Genomic DNA, 19,790 nt, shown 5'->3' with positions numbered 1-19,790 from the left:
GTGCGTCATGGCGTGAGCAGGCTCCGGACCGTGGCGGGCCAGCGCTCGGGGTCGGTGCCGTGCCGGCAGAAGAACGCACAGCCGAGGCGCTCCAGCCCGATGCCCACGCAGGCGGTGTGGGCGGCCTCGCCGCCGGGAAGGGTGATCCCGAGGCTGTCCCGAAGGTGGCGCCGTGGATGTCGAACGACCCGGCGGCCACCGTCCTCCTCGCCGCTGGCACGCACGCCGCACCCTGGAGCGGGTCGCGGCGGCAGCGACCTCGCCGCTGCTGGTCTGAGCCCGCCGCGCGGGACCGGCTGCGGGCCCGTACCCGGCGGCAGGCAGACTTGGCGCATGGAGATCGTGTCATTCCCGGAGGAGGCCGCGCCCCGGCAGTTGCGTGCCCAGGTGCTGGAGCTGCAGAACGAGGCCTGGCCGTCCGACGACGGCGAGGGCCAGGGCGCGGGTGCGTTGACGCACGACCCCGTGCTGCGGCCGTACTCGGTGCTGCTGGTGGACGGGCCCGTGGTGCTGGCCGCGCTGGACATCCTGTCGAAGGAGATCGTCCACGCCCGCTGGCGTCTGCGGGCGGGCGGGCTCAGCACGGTGGTGACCCGGCGGTCCGCGCGCGGTCTCGGACACGGCCGTCAACTGGTGGCAGCAGCACGTAAGTTGATGATCAGCCAGGGGCTCGACCTCGGCCTGTTCAGCTGCGACCGCCCGCTCCAGGAGTTCTATGAGAGCGCGGGCTGGCAGCTGCTGCCCGGCGCCGTGCTGATCGGCGGCACGGCGCGGGCCCCCTTCCCCAGCGACCGGCCGGGGTTCGACAAAGTCACCATGGCCGACTTCTTCTCCCCGGCCGGCCGGCAAGCGGGGCCGTCGTTCCCGCACAGCCGCATCGAGCTCTACCCCGGGGAGATCGACAAGCTCTGGTGACGGCTCTAATACCGTTCACCGTCCGAGGATCCGCCGCAGCCAGCGGGAGCGGGCGTCGCGGGCGTCCCGGCTGATGGCCGCCTGCGGTGCGATGGTGTCGAAGCCGTGGAACGCGCCGGGCCAGACGTGCAGTTCGGCATCGCCGCCGGCCTGCCAGATCGCGTTGGCGTAGGCCACGGCCTCGTCCCTGAAGGTCTCGGCCGAGCCGACCTCCAGGTAGGCCGGGGGGAGCGAGGACAGCTCGGTGGCGCGCGCCGGGGCCGCGTAGGGCGACAGGTCGGCGGCTCCGTACCGGTCGCCCAGCAGGGCCTGCCAGGCAACCGCGTTGGCGGCCCGGTCCCACGGGTCGTGGTCGGCCAGCTGGTGGCTGGAGAAGGTGTCGCCCCGGTCGTCGAGCATCGGGCTCAGCAGCAGCTGGCCGATCGGCGCCGGCCCGCCGCGGTCGCGGGTCAACAGGGCCAGTGCGGCGGCGAGTCCACCGCCGGCGCTCTTGCCGCCGAGGATGACGCGGTCCATGTCCAGGCCGAGTGCGGCCGCGTGCTCGGCCGCCCAGACCAGGCCGGCGTAGCAGTCCTCGACCGGTTCGAGGTACCGCGCCTTCGGGGCCAACCGGTACTCGACGGAGATGACGGCGAGTTGCAGCGGGAGGGCCCACTCGCGAAGCAGCCTCGGCAGCACGGACCAGGCATTGCCCATGATCATGCCGCCGCCGTGCAGGTAGTAGAGGAGCGGCAGCGGTCCGGCGACTCCGGCGGGCCGGGCGCTCACCAGGGCGACCTCGCTCCCGTCCGCCGCCGGCGCGCGCAGCTCGACCACCTCGAACCGGCCGTCGTCCTGGAGTTCGCCGATCGTCGGCCTGGGCCGCGCCGCGGCGTCCCGCTGCTGCCGGGCCTCAAGCCCCGCCAGGGTGAGCGGCTCCCCCGGGCCGACGGTGGCCAGCACGGCGGCCAACTCCGGGTCGAACGGCGGCACCTGAGCCGTGCCGCCGGTCCGCAGCGGCGCTTCATCATTCATCATCATCGGCCAACTTGGTTATAGGGGTGAGTAGTTCACGAGCATCACCGGCTTCTTGCGCTCTCAGCCTCTCGAAGACGGCGAGCGCCCGCTCAAGGTCCGGACGGGCCGCCTGGTGCTGCCCGGTGGCGGAAAGGCACCGGGCGATGCCGAAGAGCGCACCGGCCTCGGCGTGCGGGTCACCGCAGGCCCTGGCGATCTCCTGCGCCTCCTGGAGCGCCTCCAGGGCCTCGTCGTAGCGCTGGACGGTCTCATGGAATTCAGCGATGTTGTGCAGGGCCAGCCCGAGCCCGATCGGGTCGCCGTCGGCGCGGTGCAGCGCCGACTTCCGACGCAGGTAGTCGATGGCCTCCAGCGGCCGCTTCAGCTCCCACAGGCAAATGGCGACGCCGTTCAGCGCCGCGCCCTCCCGCTGGCGGTCACCGGTGCGGACGGCCGTCTCCAGGGCCTGCAGCGAGCCGTCGAGGCTTGCCTCCAACTCCTGTGACTCGACGAGGACTCGGGCCGGGCTGCGGAAGCCCGCCGCCTCAGCGCTCACCTCGCCGGGCTCGCGCCGCAGCTCAAGGGCCCGGGTCAACTGCGGTGCCGCCAGGCCAGGTTCACCCAGCGCGGCCAAGGACATCCCCAAAGTGCCGCGCACCCACGCCTCAACGGCCAAGTGGTGCGTTGCCGCGGCCGCCTCCAGTCCCAGTTCATGGACGCGCAGGCTCTCCTGCCAGTGGCAGCGCAGGAACAGGTACTTGGACGTCGACGTCGCCAACTGCCAGGCGAGGTCGCCGCTGGAGATGCCGGCCGCTCGCTCGGCAGCGGCCAGCAGGTTCGCGTACTCCTGGTCGCACCAGGCCATCGCCTCGGCGCTGCCGTCGAACTCCGCAGGGGCGGTTGCCCTCGGGGCGAGCTCCGGCGGCAGTACGTAGCGTGCCGGTGTGATCCGCCGGGTGGCGGCATCGACGGACGCCAGGTACCAGCTCAAGACCCGTTCCGTGGCGGCGCGTTCCTCGTCCGGGTGCTGGCGGGCGCGTGCGGCGGCGTAAGCGTGGAGCAGGTCGTGCAGGGCGTAGCGGCCGGGGGACTGCTGCTGGACCAGGTGCTCGTCCTGAAGGTGTTCCAGCAGCAACTCAGCCTCGGTCTCGCTCAGTTCGGCCAGCGCCGCGACCGCCGGCGGGGTGAAGTCCGGCCCCGGGTGCAGCGCCAGCAACCGGAACAGGCGCTGCGTTCGGGGGTCCAACTCCTCGTAGGACAGGTTGAAGACGTCCTGGAGCGACCGCTCCGGTGTGCTGACCGCGTCCACGCCGTGCTTGCGCAGCCGGCTCAGCAGGTACGCCAGACTCCAGGACGGGCGGGACCGCAGCCGGCCCGCGGCCAGTGCGACCGCCAACGGCAGGTAGCCGCACGCCTCGACGACCGCCTCCGCCGCCTCCGGCTCGGCCGCCACCCGCTCCGCGCCGACGATCCGGGCGAGCAACGAGACCGCGTCCCGGGGCTCGAACAGATCCAGCTGGGTCACGACCGCGTCATCGAGCTCGATCAGGCTGCGCCGAGTGGTGATCATCACCAGGCACGACGGCGAGGACGGGACAAGCGGGCGCACCTGCTGCGCGTCGGCGGCGTTGTCCAGGATGATCAGCGCGTGCTTGCCGTCGATCCGGTCGCGGAACATGGCCGCGCGCTCGTCCAGGCCGTCGGGGATCTGCTGGGCCGGCACCTTCAGATGCCGCAAGAAGGTGTCCAGGACCGCCGCCGGATCGATGGGCGGCAACTCCGGGTCGAAGCCCCGCAGGTTCACATACAGCTGCATGTCCTGGTAGTGGCCGTCGCGCACCAACCGGTGTGCGGCATGGATCGCCAGCTGGGTCTTGCCGACCCCGGCCATCCCCTCGATCGCCGAAATCACCACCGCCGCCGCGCCAGCGGTGCCGACCCTGCCGACCACCGCGAGCAGCGCGTCCAACTCCTTGCCGCGACCGGTGAACGTGGCCAGGTCGGCCGGGAGTTGGCGCAGCACCCCGGTCGGCCCGCCGGTCTTGGCCCGGGCGTGCACCCGGACGCACGCCTGCCGCCAGCGGTCCACCTCGTCCTCACCCAGTCCCAGGGCCCGGACGATCCCGACCACCAGGTCCAGGTCCAGACGGCGGCGGGCGACCTTGAAGGCGTCCACGACGGTGAACGGCGAGACTGTGCGGGCCGGCCGCAGCAGCGGCCCGACCCGCTTGGCCAGCTCCCGGTAGGAGGGCTGGCCGGCCCAGATCCGCAACTCTCCCAGCAGGCCGATGAATTCGGCGAGATCCGCGGCCTTCCCCGGATCCGGCCCGCCCCTCTGCTGTGGCCTTGGCACTTGCCCCGTCACCTCCACGCGGCCGCCTGTCGGTTCGTCTGGAGTCTATGCGCGTGTGGATGTGTGTGGAGTACGTGACCACGCAGGCGGCAGTCGAACATCCTGAACCTGCGACGCCGAGCCGGCCACCCCGCGGCCCGGCGCTGCGAGGCCGGCGGCGGCAGGCGGGAGGGCCTTCCGCCGCCGGCCTCGGACGGCGTGCGGGCCGCGGGGAACCGATGCCTTGACGGCCCACCGGGGCTCGGGTGGGCCGTCAAGGGCTGTGCAGGTCAGCGCAACACGCGGGCGCCCCACGCCGTTGTGGTGACGTCCCGCAAGCTACCGCCGGGGATCAGGAGACGTTGACCGCCGGGGACTCACCCGCGTAGTAGTAGGTGGGCGAGGTGAACCACGCCACACCGTAGTAGTTTCCGGGAGGCGCGGTGATGGACGGGCCCACCACCGACCCGTAGTAGGCATCGACCTCACGGCAGGTGGTCGGGCCCATCTGCCCGCCTCCGCTGTTGACGATCTTGATACACAGGTCGATGGTGTTGTGGACGGCATCGCCGGTGTACGCGGCGGCGTGGATGTTGTTCCCGCCGTCGTAGGTGATGCAGGCCTGGGTGTTCACGCCGTCGGCGTAGTACGGGGCGCGGCACCCGCCGCCCGTGGCGAGCGCCGATGCGCTGCCGGCGCTGAACAGGCTGCTGGTCGCGGCGAGCGCCAGCACACCGGCCGACGCGGCGATCCGAAACCTCACGGTGACTCCTCTGCTGAAGGAACGGCGTTCTCGCGGGCCCCGGTCGGCGGGGCCTGTCGGAGCTTGTGAGCGGGCGCGGCCCACCCCCGTGAGGTCGCGCCCGCCAGCGCCAACGCAAGAGTGGCCGAACGGACTTGATGAAGTCCCGTTTTCCGCACAACCCCACACAGTCCCAGGAGGCGCCGCCTGTCACGCTCTGCCGCGCCCCGCCCCCTCGCCGCCCCTACTCCCCCAGCACCCCGCGCCCGCGCAGCTGCGCCACCCGCTCGTCCGCGTACCCGAGCCCCCGCAGCACCGAGTCGGTGTGCTCGCCCAACGCCGGGACCGGGCCCATCGGGAGGTCGACGCCGGTGAAGGTGAACGGCGGCAGCAGGGCGCGTACGTCGCCCACGGGGGTGGCGACGGTGCGCCAGCGGGCGCGGGTGGCGAGTTGCGGGTGCTGGAGGAGGTCGCCGACCTCGTTCAGGCGGGCGGCGGCGATGGCGAGCGTGTCGAGGCGTTTGATCGCCTCGTCCGCCGTCATCGTCGCCGTCCGCCCGCCCACCAGGGCGTCGACCAGCCGGCGGCGGCGCACCCGGGCCACGTTGGTCGACCACGCGGGGTCGTCGGCGAGATCCGGGCGGTCCAGGAATCCGGCGGCGAACCTGGCCCACTCGCGGTCGTTCTGGATGCCGATCAGTACCTCGCGGCCGTCGGCGGTCGGATAGGCGTCGTACGGGGTGATGGCCGGGTGCGAGAGGCCCGCGCGGCCCGGGGAGCGGCCGGTGCCCTGGGTGTAGTGCAGTTGGTGGCCCAGCCACTCGGCGGTCGCCTCGAACATCGAGACCTCGATCCCGCTGCCCTGCCCGGTGGTCGCGCGGCCGACCAGCGCGGCCAGGGTCGCCGTCAGGGCGTACATCCCGGCGGCGATGTCCGAGGTCGGCACGCCGGTCTTGGCCGGCCGCTCCGGCGGACCGGTCACCGAGGCGAGGCCCGACTCGGCCTGGATCAGCATGTCGTAGGCGCGCTTGTCCTGGTAAGGGCCGCCGGAGCCGTAGCCGGACATGTCGACCGTGGTGAGCCGGGGGTGCCGGGCTCGCAGCTCTGCGGCGCCGAAGCCCAGGCGGGCGGCGGCTCCTGGGGCCAGGTTCTGCAGGAAGACGTCGGCGTCCGCCACCAAGTCGGCCAGCACGGCTCGGCCTTCGGCCGTCTTGAGGTCGAGGGTGACCGACTCCTTGCCGCGGTTGAGCCAGACGAAGTGGCTCGCCAGCCCGTTGACGCTGTGGTCGTAGCAGCGGGCGAAGTCGCCGCCGTCGGGCCGCTCCACCTTCACCACCCTGGCCCCCAGGTCGGCCAGGTGCCTGGTCGCCAGCGGCGCGGCCACCGCCTGCTCCACCGCGATCACCGTGACACCCGCCAGCGGCAGCGACACGCCGACTCCCTCCGTCCCTCCCGTTGTGGATGTGCGGAGGCCTACCCAAGGGCGCGCGGGTTCAGTCGGTTGCGGGGTCAGTCGGCGCTGGGGCTCGCTCGGCGCTGGGGCTCGCTCGGCGCTGGGGTTCAGTCGGTCTCGCCCCAGTGGCGGGACGGCAGTTGGACCACCAGGAGGGTGATCCCCGCCAGGGTGATGTTGCGGATCGCCGCGTCCAGCCCGTTCCACGCCTTGGACTGCCACATCGCGAACCACTCACCGCCGATCGCGATGAACCCGGCCCCGAACAGCAGCAGCATCATCACCAGCCCGAGGGTGGCGGCCTGGCGTGCCCTCGCGTAGCCGCGCCGGCGGCGCAGGGCCGGGAGCCAGTAGGCCGTCGCGGCGATCAGGATCAGGGCGGTGGCCGCCTCCCAGACGATGATCGCGACATACGCGACGTCCTGCAGGGTGCGCGAGGTGATGGCCCGCCACATCAGGTGCCGGTCACGGAAGGTGGTGTCCATCGCGAGGACGTGGTGGACGAACTGCTGGTTGGTCCCGAAGTCGGTGGTGTTCCCGAAGACGACGAGGAGCAGGTAGAGCGCGACCGTGGCGGTCAGCACGGCGGCGGCGACGGGCAGGGTGCCGAGGGCGAGCAGGCGGTTCGGGCGGGCGGTGGCCGCTGTTCCGGTGGCAGGCATGGCACTCAGGGTAGTGGCGGGTGCGGCGCACGGTGACGGAGTCGAAGGGGGCCGATCGGGGGCGGGCGGCCTCCCCTTCGGGTGGTGGGCCAGCTGGCTGCGGGCGTGGGCCGTTCGCGTGACGCTTCCCCGCATCGCTGGGCCGTCGCGGTCGGCTCGCCCGGTGGCCATGGATGCTGGTGGCTGCTCTGTGATGGCACGTCGTGGGCACGGGCCCGTCGCGTCCTTCGCGGAGACCGGAGACCGGAGACCGGCGACCCGAGCCCTGAGCCCTTAGAACGGCGACCTGGGACCGTCCGGCCCGAGACCGGCGACCTGAGACCCGAGAGCGGTGGCGAGGAGGCGATTCGCTTGGCGGCCGACGGCGGTTCCCCGGCGGTCGGGGCGGCGGCCCCCGACCCCTTCGCCATGGTCCGGACCGCCGGCTACCTGAAGCTGCTGGTGCTGGCAGCCGTCCTCGGGGTCCCGATCTCCGCGGCGGCCTACGGCTTCCTCGCCCTGGTCTCCAGGCTGCAGTCGCTGACCTACACCGATCTGCCCAGGGGGCTGGGCTTCCACGGCACGCCGCCCTGGTGGCCGCTGCCGCTGCTCGGCGTCGCCGGCGTGCTGGTCGCCGCGACCATCCGGTACCTCCCCGGGACCGGTGGCCACCGGCCGGCCGAGGGCTTGAAGACGTCCGGCGCACCCGCACCGATCGAGCTCCCGGGCGTGTTCGTCGCGGCGCTGACCACCCTGGCCCTCGGCCCCGTCCTCGGCCCCGAGGCCCCGCTGATCGCGCTCAGCAGCGGACTGGCCGTGCTGGCCGTCAAGCTGACGCGCAAGGACTTCCCCGCACAGGTTCTGGGCGTGGTCGGCGCCGCCGGAGCCTTCGCGGGCGTCAGCACACTGCTGGGGTCGCCGCTGCTCGGCGCCTTCCTCCTGATGGAGGCTTCCGGACTCGGCGGTCCGAGGCTGGGCCTGGTCCTGGTTCCCGGCCTGCTCGCCGCCGGCATCGGCTCGCTCATCTTCATCGGCCTGGGCACCTGGACCGGTCTGGGCACCTACTCCCTGATGCTGCCGAGCGTGCCGCACGCCGATCGACCGGACATCGCCGGCTTCGGCTGGGCGCTGGTGATCGGAGTGGCGGCCACCCTCCTCGGCACCGGGATCCGGCGGCTGGCCCTCCTGCTGCAGGCGCGGGCGGAGCGGCACCGGATGCCGGTGACCGTGCTGCTGGGCCTGGCGGTCGCCGGACTCGCCATCGCCTACGCCGAGGGCACCGGCAAGGGCGCGTCCGGGGTGCTCTACTCGGGGCAGAACGCCATGGGCCCGCTGCTGGCGCACCACGCCGACTACACGGCCGGTGCGCTGACCCTGCTCGTCGCGTGCAAGGCGCTGGCGTACGCCGCCTCACTGAGCGCCTTCCGCGGCGGCCCGATCTTCCCGGCGATGTTCGTGGGTGCGGCGGGCGGGATGGCGCTCTCCCACCTGCCCGGGTTGCCCCTCACGGCGGCGTTCGCGATGGGCATCGGCGCCATGTCGGTCGCGATGTTGCGGCTCCCGATGACCTCGGTGCTCCTGGCCACGCTGCTGCTCGGCGTCAACGGTCTCACCGTCATGCCGCTGGTGATCATCGCGGTGGTCGTCGCCTACGTCCTGACGCTCCGACTCGCTCCGCGCGGGGCGGGAGCCAGCCTGCGGCGGAAGGCCCGAAGCGGGCTGACCCGGTGTCATGAGGTTCGAGGACCACTGGGGCGTACGGCAGGTGCGCCGGATCGCCGAGTCGGCCCAGGAGTGGTTCGCCGATTCATGGATCGAGACGCTCTGGAACCGACTGCAGTCGCTCGGGTTCATCAACCGGGGCATGCTCTTCGCCGCCACCCTGCTGCTGTGCTTCTTCCCGTTCATGATCGTGGCGGACGCACTGGCCGGCCGGTCGGCCGTGAGCAGGATGTCCCGGCGCCTCGGCCTCAACCACCAGGCCGCCACCGACGTCCAGGGCCTGTTCGCCTCCTCGACTGCCACCAACAACGCCGTCGCCGGGGCGGCCTCGGTGTTCTTCGTCGTGGGCGGCATCGCCGCAGCGGCGGCACTGCAGGAGCTCTACCAGCAGATCTTCGGCCTCCAGGGCCGGGGAGTCAGGGACATGCCCCACCAACTGCTCGCGCTGGCCGTCCTGGTGGCGGGCGTCGCCCTGTCCGCCTGGGCCTCCCCGGTGTTGCACCACGCCGGCGGACCGGTGCTGCTCGGCATCATCGGCACGGTCGGGGTCACGGCGTACTGGTGGCTCACGATGTGGCTGCTCCTGGCGGGGCGGATCCCTTGGCGGGAGCTGTTCCCGTCCGCCTGCGCCACCGGCCTGTACTACCTGGGCATGGTGGTGGTGCTCTCGTTCTTCGCCTCCGACATGGTCACCTCGGACTCGAGGGAGTACGGCCCCATCGGGGTGGTCTTCTCGCTGATGTCCTGGCTGATCGCCCTCGGAGTGGTGATCATCCTGGGCGCGGTGACGGGCATCGTGTGGCAGGAGCACGAACTGTCGTTCGCGGCCGCGTTCAGGCGGTTGCGGCGGCAGGGTTGAGGAAGGTTGCTTGGGGGACCCGGGGAGCTACTGCGTCGCGGTGGCCCGGCGGGCGGTCGCCTCGGCGGCCGCCGACCGCAGGCGGACGTAGAACGGGTTGGCCTGGTCGATCCGCCACAGGTGCAGGTAGACCAGCATCTGGTTGAGCACGGTGTCGTACTCGACCAGCGTTCCGGAGTTCTCGCCGGCCGCCTCCTCCCAGGCCAGCAACCTGGCCTTCTCCTCATCGTTGATCTTGTTGGCTTGGCGGAAGGTAGTCGCGTAGCGACCGAGCTTGCCGCCCTGCTTCCCGTAGTCGAGCTTCTCCACCAGCAGGTCGTGCTGGTCGGGGTGGAACGTGGTGTCCGCGTTCAGGAGCGCCAGGAGCTCCCTCATGGTCTGGGCGCGCTGCTGGGCGAGTCGGGCGATCTGCGGCGGGGTGGTGTCGACAGGCGCCAGGGCCATCACGGAGCTGCTGTTGAACGCCTGGTGTGCGGAGACGTGCGTCAGCTCATGGGTGATGTGGCCCAGCAGGAACGGCGTGCCGCCCCGGGCCTGGGTGTCGACGTTGAACGAGTACTCGGTGTCGGCCAGTTCCTCCGGTGCCGGCTGGTTCACCGACATGCCGGGCATCCCGGTCGGGTACCGCATGGTGGTCACCAGGTCGGCCACACCGACGACTTCCTCGATGACATCGTGGGTCTCGGCAGGCAGGTCCTGGTCGTCGAGCAGGGCCTTCAGTTCGTCGATGTAGCTGCGGATCATTTGCTGGAAGTCCACCGGACTGAGGGCCTGCCCCTCGCGCCGCGCGTCCTCGGGCAGGTTGCGCCGGTGGAACTCGCCCAGGGCGAAGTCGTGTTGCCGGATGATCGCGAGGCCGGCGTCGATCTGGGCCAGCACGTCCCGGAACCGCTGCTCGCCCTGCGACAGGATCTGCTGCTTCGGGCCCAGCACCAGATTGCTGCGCTCGCTGTCAGCCTGGTCGCGCAGGTTCTCAACTCCCGCGCTGCGCTGCCCGTTGGGCTTGGCGTTGAGGTAGGTCAGGCAGGCGTCCACGATGGCGCCCAGCGCGGTCACCTGCTGCTGCTGGGACGGGTTCTGCAGGGCGTGGAAGCTGCGCAGGGCCTGGTCGACGTTGGTGATCGCCGACTTGGACCGCAGCCCGGGGGCGCCGGTCTGCCCCTTGAACGTCTTCTCGTCCATCACCCGGGCCACCGTGACGGGTGCACTGGAGGTGGCCATCAACTGGACCACGGCGGCGTTCCCGGCGGTGCGCTGGAGGGAGCGGAGATCCGGCGGGCCGCTCCCCCGACGCACGGTACCGGCTGCCTCGGTGCGCTGGGCGGGGGCGGCTTCCTGCTTACGGGACTCGCGGGCGTACATGGAAGCAGGCTACGAGCCGGACTGCGGGGCGGGGTAGGGACGTTGGGGCAGGGCGGGGGCGGGGGCGGCTGCCCTCAGGTGCCCTTGGGTGCCACGGCTCGTGCGGGTACCTAGTGCCTTGGCCGACCAGGTTCGCCGGGTTTCCTGAGCATCCGTCGGCCATCACCGCCGCCCCGCGCCGAGGCGACGTCATCAAGCATGCGTCCCAGCTGCTACCGCCGAGCGGTCGCGCCCCCGGATGCGTCCGACTCCCCCTGGCGGGGGAGCGGAACACACCGGCTGGATGACGTGCACGGCATGCTCGACCGGCGAGGGTGAACCGCATGGACACCGCGACCCACGCCACCGCCGACACCCGGGCAATCGGCCTTCCCCGCTCGCTCTCCCGGGTCGCCGCCTATGCGGCCGCCACCTGGGCCGCCGCCTTCTCCGCGGTCCACCTGTACTGGCTCCTCGGCGGCCGGATCGGCCTGCCGGCCGGCCTCTCGGTGCGCGGCAACACTCCGCTGCTCGTCATCGACATCATTGCCATCCCCCTGTGCGCCGTGGCCGCTGCGCTGGCCCTGGCACTCGTCCGGCCCTGGGGCGGACGAGTGCCGGGCGGACTGCTCACCGTCGGCGCGTGGGGCACTGCGGCACTGCTGCTCCTCCACGCCGCACCGTCCGTTCCGGACTGGGCGGCCTTGGCCGTCGGTGCTCGTACGGCCTCCGGTCTTGACGCGATGGACCGGTTCGCGACCTTGCTGTACGAGCCGTTCTTCATGGCGGGCGGGCTGCTCTTCGCCCTTGCCGCCATCGGCCGCCGAGCGATGACGTTCCCACGGGTGGCGCTTTGACCTGCAACGTTCACCGGGCTGGCGGCGGCCGGGCCCTGATGGGCCTTCGCCGGCACTGACCGCCTCGCCCGGCGAAGTCCCGTCGGCCCGTCGGCCCGTCAACCCGTCAGCCGTGTCAGGCTTCGATGTTCTCCAGGTCGTCGAGCAGGCTCGGGTGCGTCGGCTCCCAGCCGAGGGCGGTGCGGGTGTGACTGCTGGATGCGGGCTGGTCGGTCGCGAAGATCGGGCCGAGGGCACCGAAGCTCTCCGGCGGCACCGACTCGACCGGGAGGTCGAGCCGCCGACCGATGACCGCGACGATGTCGCGCACCGCGTCGCCTTCGTCGGCGACGGCGTGCCACGAGCTTCCGGCCGGAGCCTTCTCCAATGCGAGCCGGAACAGGACGGCGGCGTCGAGTGCGTGGACGGCCGGCCAGCGCTGCACGCCGTCCCGGGGTAGCCGGCGACGCCGGTGCGGCGGGCGATCCCGGTGAGCAGCCCGGCGAACCCGCCCTGGCCCTGGTTGTGGACCGTGCGCGGCAGCCGTACCGCCGAGCTGCGCACGCCGCGTGAGGCGAGAGCGAGTGCGCCCATCACCGACCGGCTGCGTCCGGCGACGGGTCCGTCCGCCGGCAGCGGGTCCTCCTCGGTCGATGCGCGACCCGCCACCCGGGGCGTTCCGGACACGGTGACGAGCGGCCGGTCCGTGCCGACGAGGGCGTCGCCGAGCGCCGCGAGTGCGGCGGCTTCTTCGGCGACCCCTCGCGCGAGTGCCTCGGGCGAGCTGAAGTCGTTGCTGAAGGCGAGGTGGATGACGCCGTCTGTCTGCTGCGCGCCGGTTCGCAACACATCGAGGTCGGTGAGACCGCCGCGGAGCACGTCGGCGCCGGCGGCTTCGGCGCGCGCCGCAGAGGCGTCGGAACGAGCGAGAGCGGTGACGGAATGGCCTGCGGTGAGCAGTTCGGCGACGACCGCCGAGCCGATCAGGCCCGTTCCGCCGGTGATGAAGACGCGCATGGCGAGCTCCAAAGAGTGATGCGACTAGTGTCCCATCACTGTACATCTGATGCGACACATGTCGCATCGTCTAGGATGGTCATATGCCGAGATGGAAGCCCGATGCCCGACAGCGCTTGGTCGTGGCGGCGCTCGGCCTGTTCGCCGAGCAGGGATACGACGAAACGACGGTCGCTCAGATCTCCGAACGGGCAGGGCTCACGCGGAGCACCTTCTTCCGCCACTTCGCCGACAAGCGGGAGATCCTCACCGCAGGGCAGAAGGCCCTCAGCCGCCTGCTGGCCGAGGGCATCGATGCCGCCCCCGCGGACGCGACACCGATGACGGCCGTCGCGGCCGGCCTGGAGCGCGCATCCGGTGAGATGACGTCGTTCAACCGCGAGATCAGCCCGCTGCTGCACGCGGCGATCGAGGCGAACGCGGAGTTGCAGGAGCGCAACGCGTTGAAGAGCATCGGCATGGCCGCGGCGATGGTCGAGGCATTGAAGCGACGGGACGTCCCGGAGCCCACGGCACACGTGGCCGCCGAACTCGGCGTGCTCGCGTTCAGGCTCGGCTTCAGCCAGTGGGCCGACCCCAGCCGCGACGAGAACCCCGGCGAGTTGGCCACCCACACCCGAGCCGCATTCGACGAACTCCGCGCGGCAGCCACAGAGTTGCGCTAGCGGCCCACGCAGGCTGGGCCCAGCCGATGGCTGGGCCCAGCTGACGGTGGTGCTGGTGGCCGAGCGCCGCCCCGACCAGCCGGTACCGCCGATGGGCGGCACCGTCGCGATCGGGGCGGCTGTGCATCTGCCGGCTACTGCCTACTGCCGGCGTGGCCTCACTTCAGGTGCCGGCCGAAGAACCGGTCCCCGTCCTCCATCTCGAACCACGGGGTGCCGGTGTGCCCGCCCAGGTTGGCGTGCAGCGTCTTCTGCTTGCTGCCGAAGGCGTCGAACAGGTCCAGGGCCCGCTGGCGGGGGTTCCCTTCGTCGTCCCACTGCAGCAGGAACAGCAGCGGGATGGTGACCTGCCGGGCCTCCTCGCGCTGGGCGCGGGGCACGTAACCCCCGGCGAAGAGACCGGCCGCCGCGATGCGCGGCTCGACCGCCGCCAGCCGGATGCCGACGGCGGTCCACCCCGAGTACCCGACCGGGCCGCCGATCTCGGGCAGCGCAAGGAGGGCGTCCAGGGTGGTCTGCCATTCCGGGACCGCCTTTTCGACCAGCGGGCCGACGAAGGACTCGAAGATCTCATCGACCGGCTCGCCGGCCTGCATCGCCCGGCGGATGTCGGCGCGGGCCTTGTCGTCGGCGGCGGAACGGGGCCGGTCACCGCCCCCGGGGGCGTCGATGGCGGCCACCGCGTAGCCGCACGCGGCGGTGTACCGGGCCCGGGCCACCAGCCGGGGTTCCGCCTTGGGCAGGCCGTTGTTGTGGGCCATCAGGATCAGCGGGACCGGTGCGGATGCGGACGCGGATCCGGGCATCCACAGGGTGCCGGGGATCTCGCCGAGGGTGAATTCGCGTTCGAGGACGCCGTCGTCGTGGCGCTGCTCGGAAGTGAAGTTCATGGTCGTACCTTTCGGGAGTGCTCTTGAACGGCGCTCCCGGACGACCTATCGCCCGACCGTGGCCCCAGAGGGGAGCACCCATGTCGATACTGCGTTCACGGGTACCACCTCCTCGGTCTCTTGCACGGCCTCCAGAAAGGTAGCAGGCGGCCGCCGCGGTTCGCCAACAGGTTTTCGCGGAGTCTGCAGCGTGCCTGCATCAGCAGCGAAAGGGGCATGTACCGGGGAGGTCGGCCGCTCACCGAAGCGGTCTGACCCACTGAGGCACCCGGGAGCGCCGCAATGGCCGTAGAGATCGTCTACGAGACACACTCCACCACCGTCGACAACGAGGCGGGCATCGCCACCGGCTGGCTCCCCGGCCGGCTCTCGGCACTCGGCCGCCGCCAGGCCGCGGAACTCGGCGAACGCCGACGCACCGGCGGCTTCGCCGCAGTCTTCACCTCCGACCTCGACCGGGCCGTGGAGACAGCACGGATCGCGTTCCCGGATGGCCAGCCACCGCTCCACCAGGACGTCCGGCTGCGCGAGTGCAACTACGGCGACCTCAACGGAACCCCGGTCGCCAGGATCGCCGCCCAACGGACCCGCCGCATCGACGATCCCTTCCCCGGCGGCCAGAGCTACCGGAACTAATCGCAGTGCGCCGAGCTTCGGCCCAGCGGTGAAGCGATTCTGAGTGGTGCTTTGACCCGCGCACGAGCACGGTCCGTGCTGTTGTCAGTACCCTCCGCTAGGTTGCTCACCGTGCAGCTTCGGTACTCCTTCCGCCTCTACCCGAACGGGCCTCAGCGTTCCGCACTGGCCCGAGCGTTCGGGTGCGCGCGGGTGGCGTACAACGATGCCTTGCGTACCCGCGAGGACGCGCGTGCGTCGGGGCTGCCGTTCGTCCCGCCCGCGGTGCTGTCGAAGGCCCTGACAGAGGCGAAGAAGACCGAGGCCCGTTCCTGGCTCGGTGAGGTATCGGCGGTGGTGCTGCAACAGTCGCTGCGGGACCTGGACGCCGCCTACCGGAACTTCTTCGACGGCCTCAAGGGCAAACGCCCGCGCATGGGCGCACCCCGGTTCAAGTCCCGCAAGGACAACCGGCAGGCCATCCGGTTCACCGCCAATGCCCGCTGGTCGATCACGCCGGGCGGTGACCTGTCGTTGCCGAAGATCGGCGACGTGCGGGTGAAGTGGTCCCGGCGACTGCCGTCGGTGCCGTCCACGGTGACCGCGGTCAAGGACGCCTCAGGGCGGTACTTCTGCTCGTTCGTGGTGGAGACCGACCCGGCTGACGACCTGACCCGGATGCCGGAGACGGACGCCGTGGTCGGCATCGACCTGGGGCTCACCCACTTCGCCGTCCTTTCGGACGGCCGGAAGATCGACAGCCCGAAGTTCCTGCGCCGCGCGGAGAAGAAGCTCAAGCGGGCGCAGCAGGCCCTGAGCCGCAAGGCGAAAGGGTCGAAGAACCGGGACAAGGCCCGTATCAAGGTCGCCCGCGCACACGCCCGGGTAGCCGATGCGCGGCGCGAGTTCCACCACCAGCTCTCCACCGAATTGATCCGCGATAACCAAGCGGTCGCCGTGGAAGACCTGGCGGTGAAGGGACTCGCCCGCACTCGTCTGGCCAAGTCCGTCCACGATGCCGGATGGTCGGCGTTCGTGACGATGCTGGAGTACAAGGCCGCCCGGTACGGGCGCGCCTTCCACCGCGTAGGCCGTTTCGAGCCGACCTCGCAGGTCTGCTCCAACTGCAGTGTCCAGGACGGCCCCAAGCCCCTCCACATCCGGGAGTGGACCTGTGGGGCATGCGGGGCCGTCCTCGACCGGGACATCAACGCGGCGGTCAACGTCGCCAAGGCCGCCGGACTGGCGGTGACAGCCTGTGGAGCGCAGGTAAGACCGGAACATGTTCCGGCACGGCGCGTTGAAGCAGGAACCCACCGAGACGGTCAGACGACCATGGTAGGAATCCCCGCCCCCTAGGGCGGGGAGCGGAAGTCAACGCCAAGTCCTCGCAGCCACCGACGCGTTCCTCCATGACCTGGCCACCCGCTGGGACCGCAGCCGGATCCTGGTGATCGCCCACTCGGCCAACCGATGGGCCCTGGACTGCTTGCTCACCGGCGCCTGACTGGAGGACGTCGTCGCAGCCCCACCCGCCTAGCGCCCGGGCTGGCACTACATGCTTCCCGGTGACTGGACGGTTCAGCCTCGTGTCACCGACCTGCGTTCACCACCCGTTCCGGCACGGATCCGGCTCCGACGTTGCTGTCCCGAAGCTGGTCGCCTGGCTCGCCGTGGTGGTGCCGTTCCCGCCCTATCAGCCGATCAGCCGATCGGTGGTGCAAGGTACTCCAGCGCATAACCGTCGCCGGAGGCGGTCACGCGGGCGATGCCGGGTGAGTCGAGGTGGGCGCCGGCTACGAAGTGGTGTGGCTGGGTCAGTTGTTCGAGGAGGGCTGCTCGCGCGGCGCGGGCCTGGGACTGGTTGCCGTCGAGCTCCCAGGACACGTTCGGCTGATCGAACTGGAGCGTGGGAACGTGAACGGTGTCGCCCCAGGCGAGAAGGTGGCCGGCGCCGCTCCTGACGTGGTAGACGGTGTGACCGGGCGTGTGGCCCGGTGTCGGGATCGCGGTGGTCCAGTCGTTGATCGCGACCTTCTCCGACACGGGTACGACCCGGTCGCGGATCGGCTCCAGCCGCCCCGTGAACACCGAGGTGTCGCCCGCGCCGATCCACACGCGCTCCAGTTTGGTGAACGCCTCTGAACCGTCCGGCGCGATCAGGCCGCTCACGTGGTCTTCGTGCTTGTGGGTGATGGCCACATCGGTGACATGCGCGCGGTCGATCCCCGCTTCGTCGAGCGCGTCGTAGATCAGCCCCATGGTGGGGTCGTGCCAGGCGTTGGACGCGCCGGTGTCGATGAGGAGCGACCGCGTGCCGTCGGTGACGAAGAAGGCGTTGACCGACAGCCGCAAGTTGTCGCCGACAAGCGGGACGGCGGCCGGCAGCTCATCGAGCGGGCACCCGTCCTCGTCGCGGAGCCGTGTCGGCGGCATGTCGATGTACCCGTCTCGTAACGAGACCACCTGCAGATCGCCGAACTCGAACGTGGCATGGTGCCGGCCACTTGAGATCAAACGCATGGAACCCCTCCGTCATGTCGGGCGCACATCGTGCATCTCCGATAGAAGATCAGATCTCCTTTAGAAGAAACCATACACTTGTGGGCAGCGAGGTACCCATCGATCGAGGAGCACGGTGGTCGAGCAAGACGGAAACACCGCCGGACAGCAGCAAGGTGACGATCTGGCCGGCGCGTTCGGCGGTAACGTGCGGCGGCACCGCGAGGAGGCGGGTCTGACACTGGAGCAGCTGTCCACACGGTCGTCGGTCAGCCGGGCGATGCTGTCCAAGGTCGAACGCGGCGAGAAAAGCCCGACGATCGGCGTCGCGTCCAGGATCGCCCACGCGCTCGAGGTGTCGCTCTCGGACCTGATCGGCGCGCCGGCCGCTGCCACGTCCGGCGTGGCCATTGTCATGCGCAAGAACGATCGCCCCGTTTTCCGTGACCCGGAAACCGGCTTCGAGCGGCACATCGTGTCAGCGGCCCCGGGTGCGGGACGAGCCGAGATGGTCGTCCACTACCTTCCCGCGCAGGTCTCCACCGGGCTCCTGCCCGCGTATCCGCCAGGCACGGAGAAACAACTCGTGGTACTCGAAGGCACCCTCACCGTCGCGGTCGGCGGGATCAGCGAGACCCTGAACGCAGGCGACTCCCTGTTCCTCCGAGCCGACGCAGACCACGGCTTCGCCAACCGAACGAACGCTCCCTGCGAATACATCATGGTCATCTCGCGCAGCACCTGATCGGCCGCAGCTCGCGGAGCGGACCCGGACAGAGCTGGCTCGCCCAGAGCCACACACGACCATGACCCACCACAAACCTCGATCAACCCGGCTCAGTCGGATCCAACTGAAGGGCGGATGCTAGAGGAGGTGGTCCGCCTTGCCTGCCTTGATGTCCAGGATGAGGGTGCGCAGGGCGGCGAGGGAGTCGGAGATGGTGTGCTGCTCTTGGCCGTTGACGGCGATGTAGGCGTTGCCGGCGGGGTCGGTGCCGAGGCGGAAGCAGGAGTTGCCTTCGGCACAGAACGGGTCTTCCCACGTGATGTCGGGCATCAGTGCGCCTCCATTGGGACGAGCCGGGGCTACGGCATAGACGCCCGCCCCGGCTTGCTGCTGACAGCTACAGCAGATGGTCTGCCTTGCCCGCCTTGATGTCCAGGATGAGGGTACGGAGGGCGCCGAGGGAGTCGGAGATGGCGTGCTGCTCCTGGCCGTTGACGGCGATGAAGGCGTTGCCGTCGGTGTCGGTACCGAGGCGGAAACAGTTGCCAGAGTCCTGGCAGAACGGGGGCTCCCAAGTGATGTCGGACATTGGTGTGTCTCCTATAGCTCGCGTGCGATGCTGTGGATCAGGCTACGGGTCTCCTCAGGCGACAACGCAACCCGCTCCATCTGATCCAACTGGAGCGCGAACTTTCGCAGTTGCGCTTCAACATGCAGGAACTCTGCGACGATCGCACGGTCAAGTTGCACGACGTCCAGACTCGGTACATCAGCTGCGGCATAGAGAATGGTCTGCCCCGAGCCGGGGAACGCTCCCGCCGAGAACGGGATGACCTGAATCGTAACGGTGTCCCGCTCAGACAGTTCCAAGATGTTCCACAACTGATCGCGCAGTGCCTTCCGGCCACCAACCTCAATGCGCAGCGCTGCCTCATGAATTATGGCCACGTACGATGGTGGGTCGACTCGATCAAGCACCTGGCGCCGTTGAACTCGGTGCGCCACCCGAGTATCGAACTCCTCTGGCGGAAGCTCTGGAATCGCCGCCGCGAACAGGGCGCGTGCGTACGCCTCCGTCTGGAATGGACCCGGGATGTGAGTCATGGTGCTCATCCGGAGCCGCCGCGCGAACCACTCAAGTTCGGCGATGTCCAGGAACGTCGGCGGCAGGATCCCCCGGTACTCCTCCCACCATCCAACCGTGCGATCGCTAGCCATTCGCACGAGCGCCTCGACCAACGCCGAGTCCGTGCAGTCGTAGTTGCACGCCAATCGCCGTACCCGCTCGGGGCTGATGCCGTGTCGACCCGCCTCGGTGTTCGTGATCACGGTCCGGTTCGTGGCCAGCACCGCGGCTGCCTGCTCCGTGGACATCCCTGCAGCCTCACGCAGCTTGCGAAGCTCGACTCCGAGGCGTTGCTGACGGGCCGTCGGATTACTCCTGGGTGGCATGTGTCCCCTCTCCGTGCATGGCGCCCAGTGTGCCCCGATTCCGGATCACTGGTCCATCTCGGCGGATCCGGTGGAACATGTTTCC

The 19,790-nt window shown here is 70.6% G+C and carries 19 protein-coding genes and 2 pseudogenes; 8 read left to right on the top strand and 13 right to left on the bottom strand.

The window, feature by feature from the left end:
• Positions 1 to 5: 5 nt before the first annotated feature.
• On the bottom strand, positions 6 to 224 hold the full coding sequence (locus tag E6W39_RS32445; RefSeq protein ID WP_141636518.1) for a hypothetical protein: 219 nt from the start codon (positions 222 to 224) through the stop codon (positions 6 to 8).
• Positions 225 to 333: 109 nt separating this feature from the next.
• Here E6W39_RS32445 and E6W39_RS32440 point away from each other — a divergent pair, with 109 nt between their 5' ends.
• Positions 334 to 915, top strand: a complete 582-nt coding sequence (locus tag E6W39_RS32440) for a GNAT family N-acetyltransferase (RefSeq protein WP_141636517.1) — start codon at positions 334 to 336, stop codon at positions 913 to 915.
• Between the two features lie 15 nt (positions 916 to 930).
• On the opposite strand, the gene E6W39_RS32435 is transcribed toward E6W39_RS32440, so the two are convergent.
• From E6W39_RS32435 to E6W39_RS32415, 5 genes are all read right to left on the bottom strand, one after another.
• Positions 931 to 1,935, bottom strand: a complete 1,005-nt coding sequence (locus E6W39_RS32435) for an alpha/beta hydrolase (protein WP_141636516.1) — start codon at positions 1,933 to 1,935, stop codon at positions 931 to 933.
• Positions 1,922 to 4,264 carry an ATP-binding protein gene (locus tag E6W39_RS32430; RefSeq protein ID WP_141636515.1) on the bottom strand — a complete coding sequence of 781 codons (2,343 nt, stop codon included), beginning with the start codon at positions 4,262 to 4,264 and terminating at the stop codon, positions 1,922 to 1,924. The genes E6W39_RS32435 and E6W39_RS32430 overlap by 14 nt, the downstream gene beginning before the upstream one ends.
• 331 nt (positions 4,265 to 4,595) lie before the next feature.
• On the bottom strand, positions 4,596 to 5,006 hold the full coding sequence (locus E6W39_RS32425; RefSeq protein ID WP_141636514.1) for a hypothetical protein: 411 nt from the start codon (positions 5,004 to 5,006) through the stop codon (positions 4,596 to 4,598).
• Between the two features lie 223 nt (positions 5,007 to 5,229).
• Positions 5,230 to 6,417 carry a CaiB/BaiF CoA transferase family protein gene (locus tag E6W39_RS32420; protein ID WP_141636513.1) on the bottom strand — a complete coding sequence of 396 codons (1,188 nt, stop codon included), beginning with the start codon at positions 6,415 to 6,417 and terminating at the stop codon, positions 5,230 to 5,232.
• A gap of 128 nt (positions 6,418 to 6,545) precedes the next feature.
• Entirely contained in the window at positions 6,546 to 7,100 is a 555-nt protein-coding gene (locus E6W39_RS32415) for a DUF2165 domain-containing protein (RefSeq protein WP_141636512.1), read from the bottom strand.
• Between the two features lie 408 nt (positions 7,101 to 7,508).
• On the opposite strand from E6W39_RS32415, the pseudogene E6W39_RS32410 reads away from it, so the two are divergent.
• Both E6W39_RS32410 and E6W39_RS32405 read left to right on the top strand, forming a co-directional pair.
• A pseudogene (locus E6W39_RS32410) lies at positions 7,509 to 8,780 on the top strand (chloride channel protein); the annotation flags it as partial.
• A 31-nt stretch (positions 8,781 to 8,811) separates the two neighbouring features.
• Positions 8,812 to 9,660, top strand: coding sequence for a YhjD/YihY/BrkB family envelope integrity protein (locus tag E6W39_RS32405; RefSeq protein ID WP_141636511.1), 849 nt, complete (start codon positions 8,812 to 8,814; stop codon positions 9,658 to 9,660).
• A gap of 27 nt (positions 9,661 to 9,687) precedes the next feature.
• Here E6W39_RS32405 and E6W39_RS32400 read toward each other — a convergent pair whose 3' ends face one another.
• On the bottom strand, positions 9,688 to 11,022 hold the full coding sequence (locus E6W39_RS32400) for a hypothetical protein (protein WP_141636510.1): 1,335 nt from the start codon (positions 11,020 to 11,022) through the stop codon (positions 9,688 to 9,690).
• Positions 11,023 to 11,345: 323 nt separating this feature from the next.
• On the opposite strand from E6W39_RS32400, the gene E6W39_RS32395 reads away from it, so the two are divergent.
• Positions 11,346 to 11,858: a DUF3995 domain-containing protein gene (locus tag E6W39_RS32395; RefSeq protein ID WP_141636509.1), complete on the top strand. Its 513-nt coding sequence runs from the start codon at positions 11,346 to 11,348 to the stop codon at positions 11,856 to 11,858.
• Between the two features lie 115 nt (positions 11,859 to 11,973).
• On the opposite strand, the pseudogene E6W39_RS32390 reads toward E6W39_RS32395, so the two are convergent.
• A pseudogene (locus E6W39_RS32390) lies at positions 11,974 to 12,854 on the bottom strand (SDR family oxidoreductase).
• Positions 12,855 to 12,937: 83 nt separating this feature from the next.
• On the opposite strand from E6W39_RS32390, the gene E6W39_RS32385 reads away from it, so the two are divergent.
• On the top strand, positions 12,938 to 13,519 hold the full coding sequence (locus E6W39_RS32385) for a TetR/AcrR family transcriptional regulator (protein WP_141636508.1): 582 nt from the start codon (positions 12,938 to 12,940) through the stop codon (positions 13,517 to 13,519).
• A 158-nt stretch (positions 13,520 to 13,677) separates the two neighbouring features.
• Here E6W39_RS32385 and E6W39_RS32380 read toward each other — a convergent pair whose 3' ends face one another.
• Positions 13,678 to 14,409 (bottom strand): dienelactone hydrolase family protein, encoded by a 732-nt coding sequence (locus E6W39_RS32380; protein ID WP_141636507.1) that lies wholly within the window; start codon positions 14,407 to 14,409, stop codon positions 13,678 to 13,680.
• Positions 14,410 to 14,691: 282 nt separating this feature from the next.
• Between E6W39_RS32380 and E6W39_RS32370 the strand changes: the two genes are divergently transcribed.
• Both E6W39_RS32370 and E6W39_RS32365 read left to right on the top strand, forming a co-directional pair.
• Positions 14,692 to 15,045 carry a histidine phosphatase family protein gene (locus E6W39_RS32370; protein ID WP_141636505.1) on the top strand — a complete coding sequence of 118 codons (354 nt, stop codon included), beginning with the start codon at positions 14,692 to 14,694 and terminating at the stop codon, positions 15,043 to 15,045.
• A 111-nt stretch (positions 15,046 to 15,156) separates the two neighbouring features.
• Complete coding sequence (locus E6W39_RS32365) at positions 15,157 to 16,383, top strand: RNA-guided endonuclease InsQ/TnpB family protein (protein WP_141638079.1); 1,227 nt, start codon at positions 15,157 to 15,159, stop codon at positions 16,381 to 16,383.
• 345 nt (positions 16,384 to 16,728) lie between these two features.
• Here E6W39_RS32365 and E6W39_RS32355 read toward each other — a convergent pair whose 3' ends face one another.
• Positions 16,729 to 17,547 (bottom strand): MBL fold metallo-hydrolase, encoded by an 819-nt coding sequence (locus E6W39_RS32355; RefSeq protein WP_141636504.1) that lies wholly within the window; start codon positions 17,545 to 17,547, stop codon positions 16,729 to 16,731.
• 115 nt (positions 17,548 to 17,662) lie between these two features.
• On the opposite strand from E6W39_RS32355, the gene E6W39_RS32350 reads away from it, so the two are divergent.
• On the top strand, positions 17,663 to 18,271 hold the full coding sequence (locus E6W39_RS32350; RefSeq protein WP_141636503.1) for a helix-turn-helix domain-containing protein: 609 nt from the start codon (positions 17,663 to 17,665) through the stop codon (positions 18,269 to 18,271).
• 120 nt (positions 18,272 to 18,391) lie between these two features.
• Here E6W39_RS32350 and E6W39_RS32345 read toward each other — a convergent pair whose 3' ends face one another.
• The 3 genes from E6W39_RS32345 to E6W39_RS32335 form a co-directional block, all read right to left on the bottom strand.
• Complete coding sequence (locus E6W39_RS32345) at positions 18,392 to 18,583, bottom strand: hypothetical protein (protein WP_141636502.1); 192 nt, start codon at positions 18,581 to 18,583, stop codon at positions 18,392 to 18,394.
• A 67-nt stretch (positions 18,584 to 18,650) separates the two neighbouring features.
• Positions 18,651 to 18,842 carry a hypothetical protein gene (locus E6W39_RS32340; protein WP_141636501.1) on the bottom strand — a complete coding sequence of 64 codons (192 nt, stop codon included), beginning with the start codon at positions 18,840 to 18,842 and terminating at the stop codon, positions 18,651 to 18,653.
• A gap of 11 nt (positions 18,843 to 18,853) precedes the next feature.
• On the bottom strand, positions 18,854 to 19,705 hold the full coding sequence (locus E6W39_RS32335; protein ID WP_141636500.1) for a helix-turn-helix domain-containing protein: 852 nt from the start codon (positions 19,703 to 19,705) through the stop codon (positions 18,854 to 18,856).
• Positions 19,706 to 19,790 lie beyond the last annotated feature (85 nt).

The organism is Kitasatospora acidiphila (assembly GCF_006636205.1).
GTDB lineage: Bacteria > Actinomycetota > Actinomycetes > Streptomycetales > Streptomycetaceae > Kitasatospora > Kitasatospora acidiphila.
The sequence above is the reverse complement of the archived record's forward strand: the minus strand, read 5'-3'. Positions and strand labels throughout refer to the sequence as shown.

Bases quoted from the DNA above. Each gene is read 5' to 3' on its own strand.
- E6W39_RS32345 (WP_141636502.1), bottom strand. From the start codon at position 18,583: ATGCCCGACATCACGTGGGAAGACCCGTTCTGTGCCGAAGGCAACTCC.
- E6W39_RS32395 (WP_141636509.1), top strand. From the start codon at position 11,346: ATGGACACCGCGACCCACGCCACCGCCGACACCCGGGCAATCGGCCTT.
- E6W39_RS32400 (WP_141636510.1), bottom strand. From the start codon at position 11,022: ATGTACGCCCGCGAGTCCCGTAAGCAGGAAGCCGCCCCCGCCCAGCGC.
- E6W39_RS32340 (WP_141636501.1), bottom strand. From the start codon at position 18,842: ATGTCCGACATCACTTGGGAGCCCCCGTTCTGCCAGGACTCTGGCAAC.
- E6W39_RS32415 (WP_141636512.1), bottom strand. From the start codon at position 7,100: ATGCCTGCCACCGGAACAGCGGCCACCGCCCGCCCGAACCGCCTGCTC.
- E6W39_RS32370 (WP_141636505.1), top strand. From the start codon at position 14,692: ATGGCCGTAGAGATCGTCTACGAGACACACTCCACCACCGTCGACAAC.
- E6W39_RS32440 (WP_141636517.1), top strand. From the start codon at position 334: ATGGAGATCGTGTCATTCCCGGAGGAGGCCGCGCCCCGGCAGTTGCGT.
- E6W39_RS32435 (WP_141636516.1), bottom strand. From the start codon at position 1,935: ATGATGATGAATGATGAAGCGCCGCTGCGGACCGGCGGCACGGCTCAG.
- E6W39_RS32335 (WP_141636500.1), bottom strand. From the start codon at position 19,705: ATGCCACCCAGGAGTAATCCGACGGCCCGTCAGCAACGCCTCGGAGTC.
- E6W39_RS32355 (WP_141636504.1), bottom strand. From the start codon at position 17,547: ATGCGTTTGATCTCAAGTGGCCGGCACCATGCCACGTTCGAGTTCGGC.
- E6W39_RS32385 (WP_141636508.1), top strand. From the start codon at position 12,938: ATGCCGAGATGGAAGCCCGATGCCCGACAGCGCTTGGTCGTGGCGGCG.
- E6W39_RS32405 (WP_141636511.1), top strand. From the start codon at position 8,812: ATGAGGTTCGAGGACCACTGGGGCGTACGGCAGGTGCGCCGGATCGCC.
- E6W39_RS32380 (WP_141636507.1), bottom strand. From the start codon at position 14,409: ATGAACTTCACTTCCGAGCAGCGCCACGACGACGGCGTCCTCGAACGC.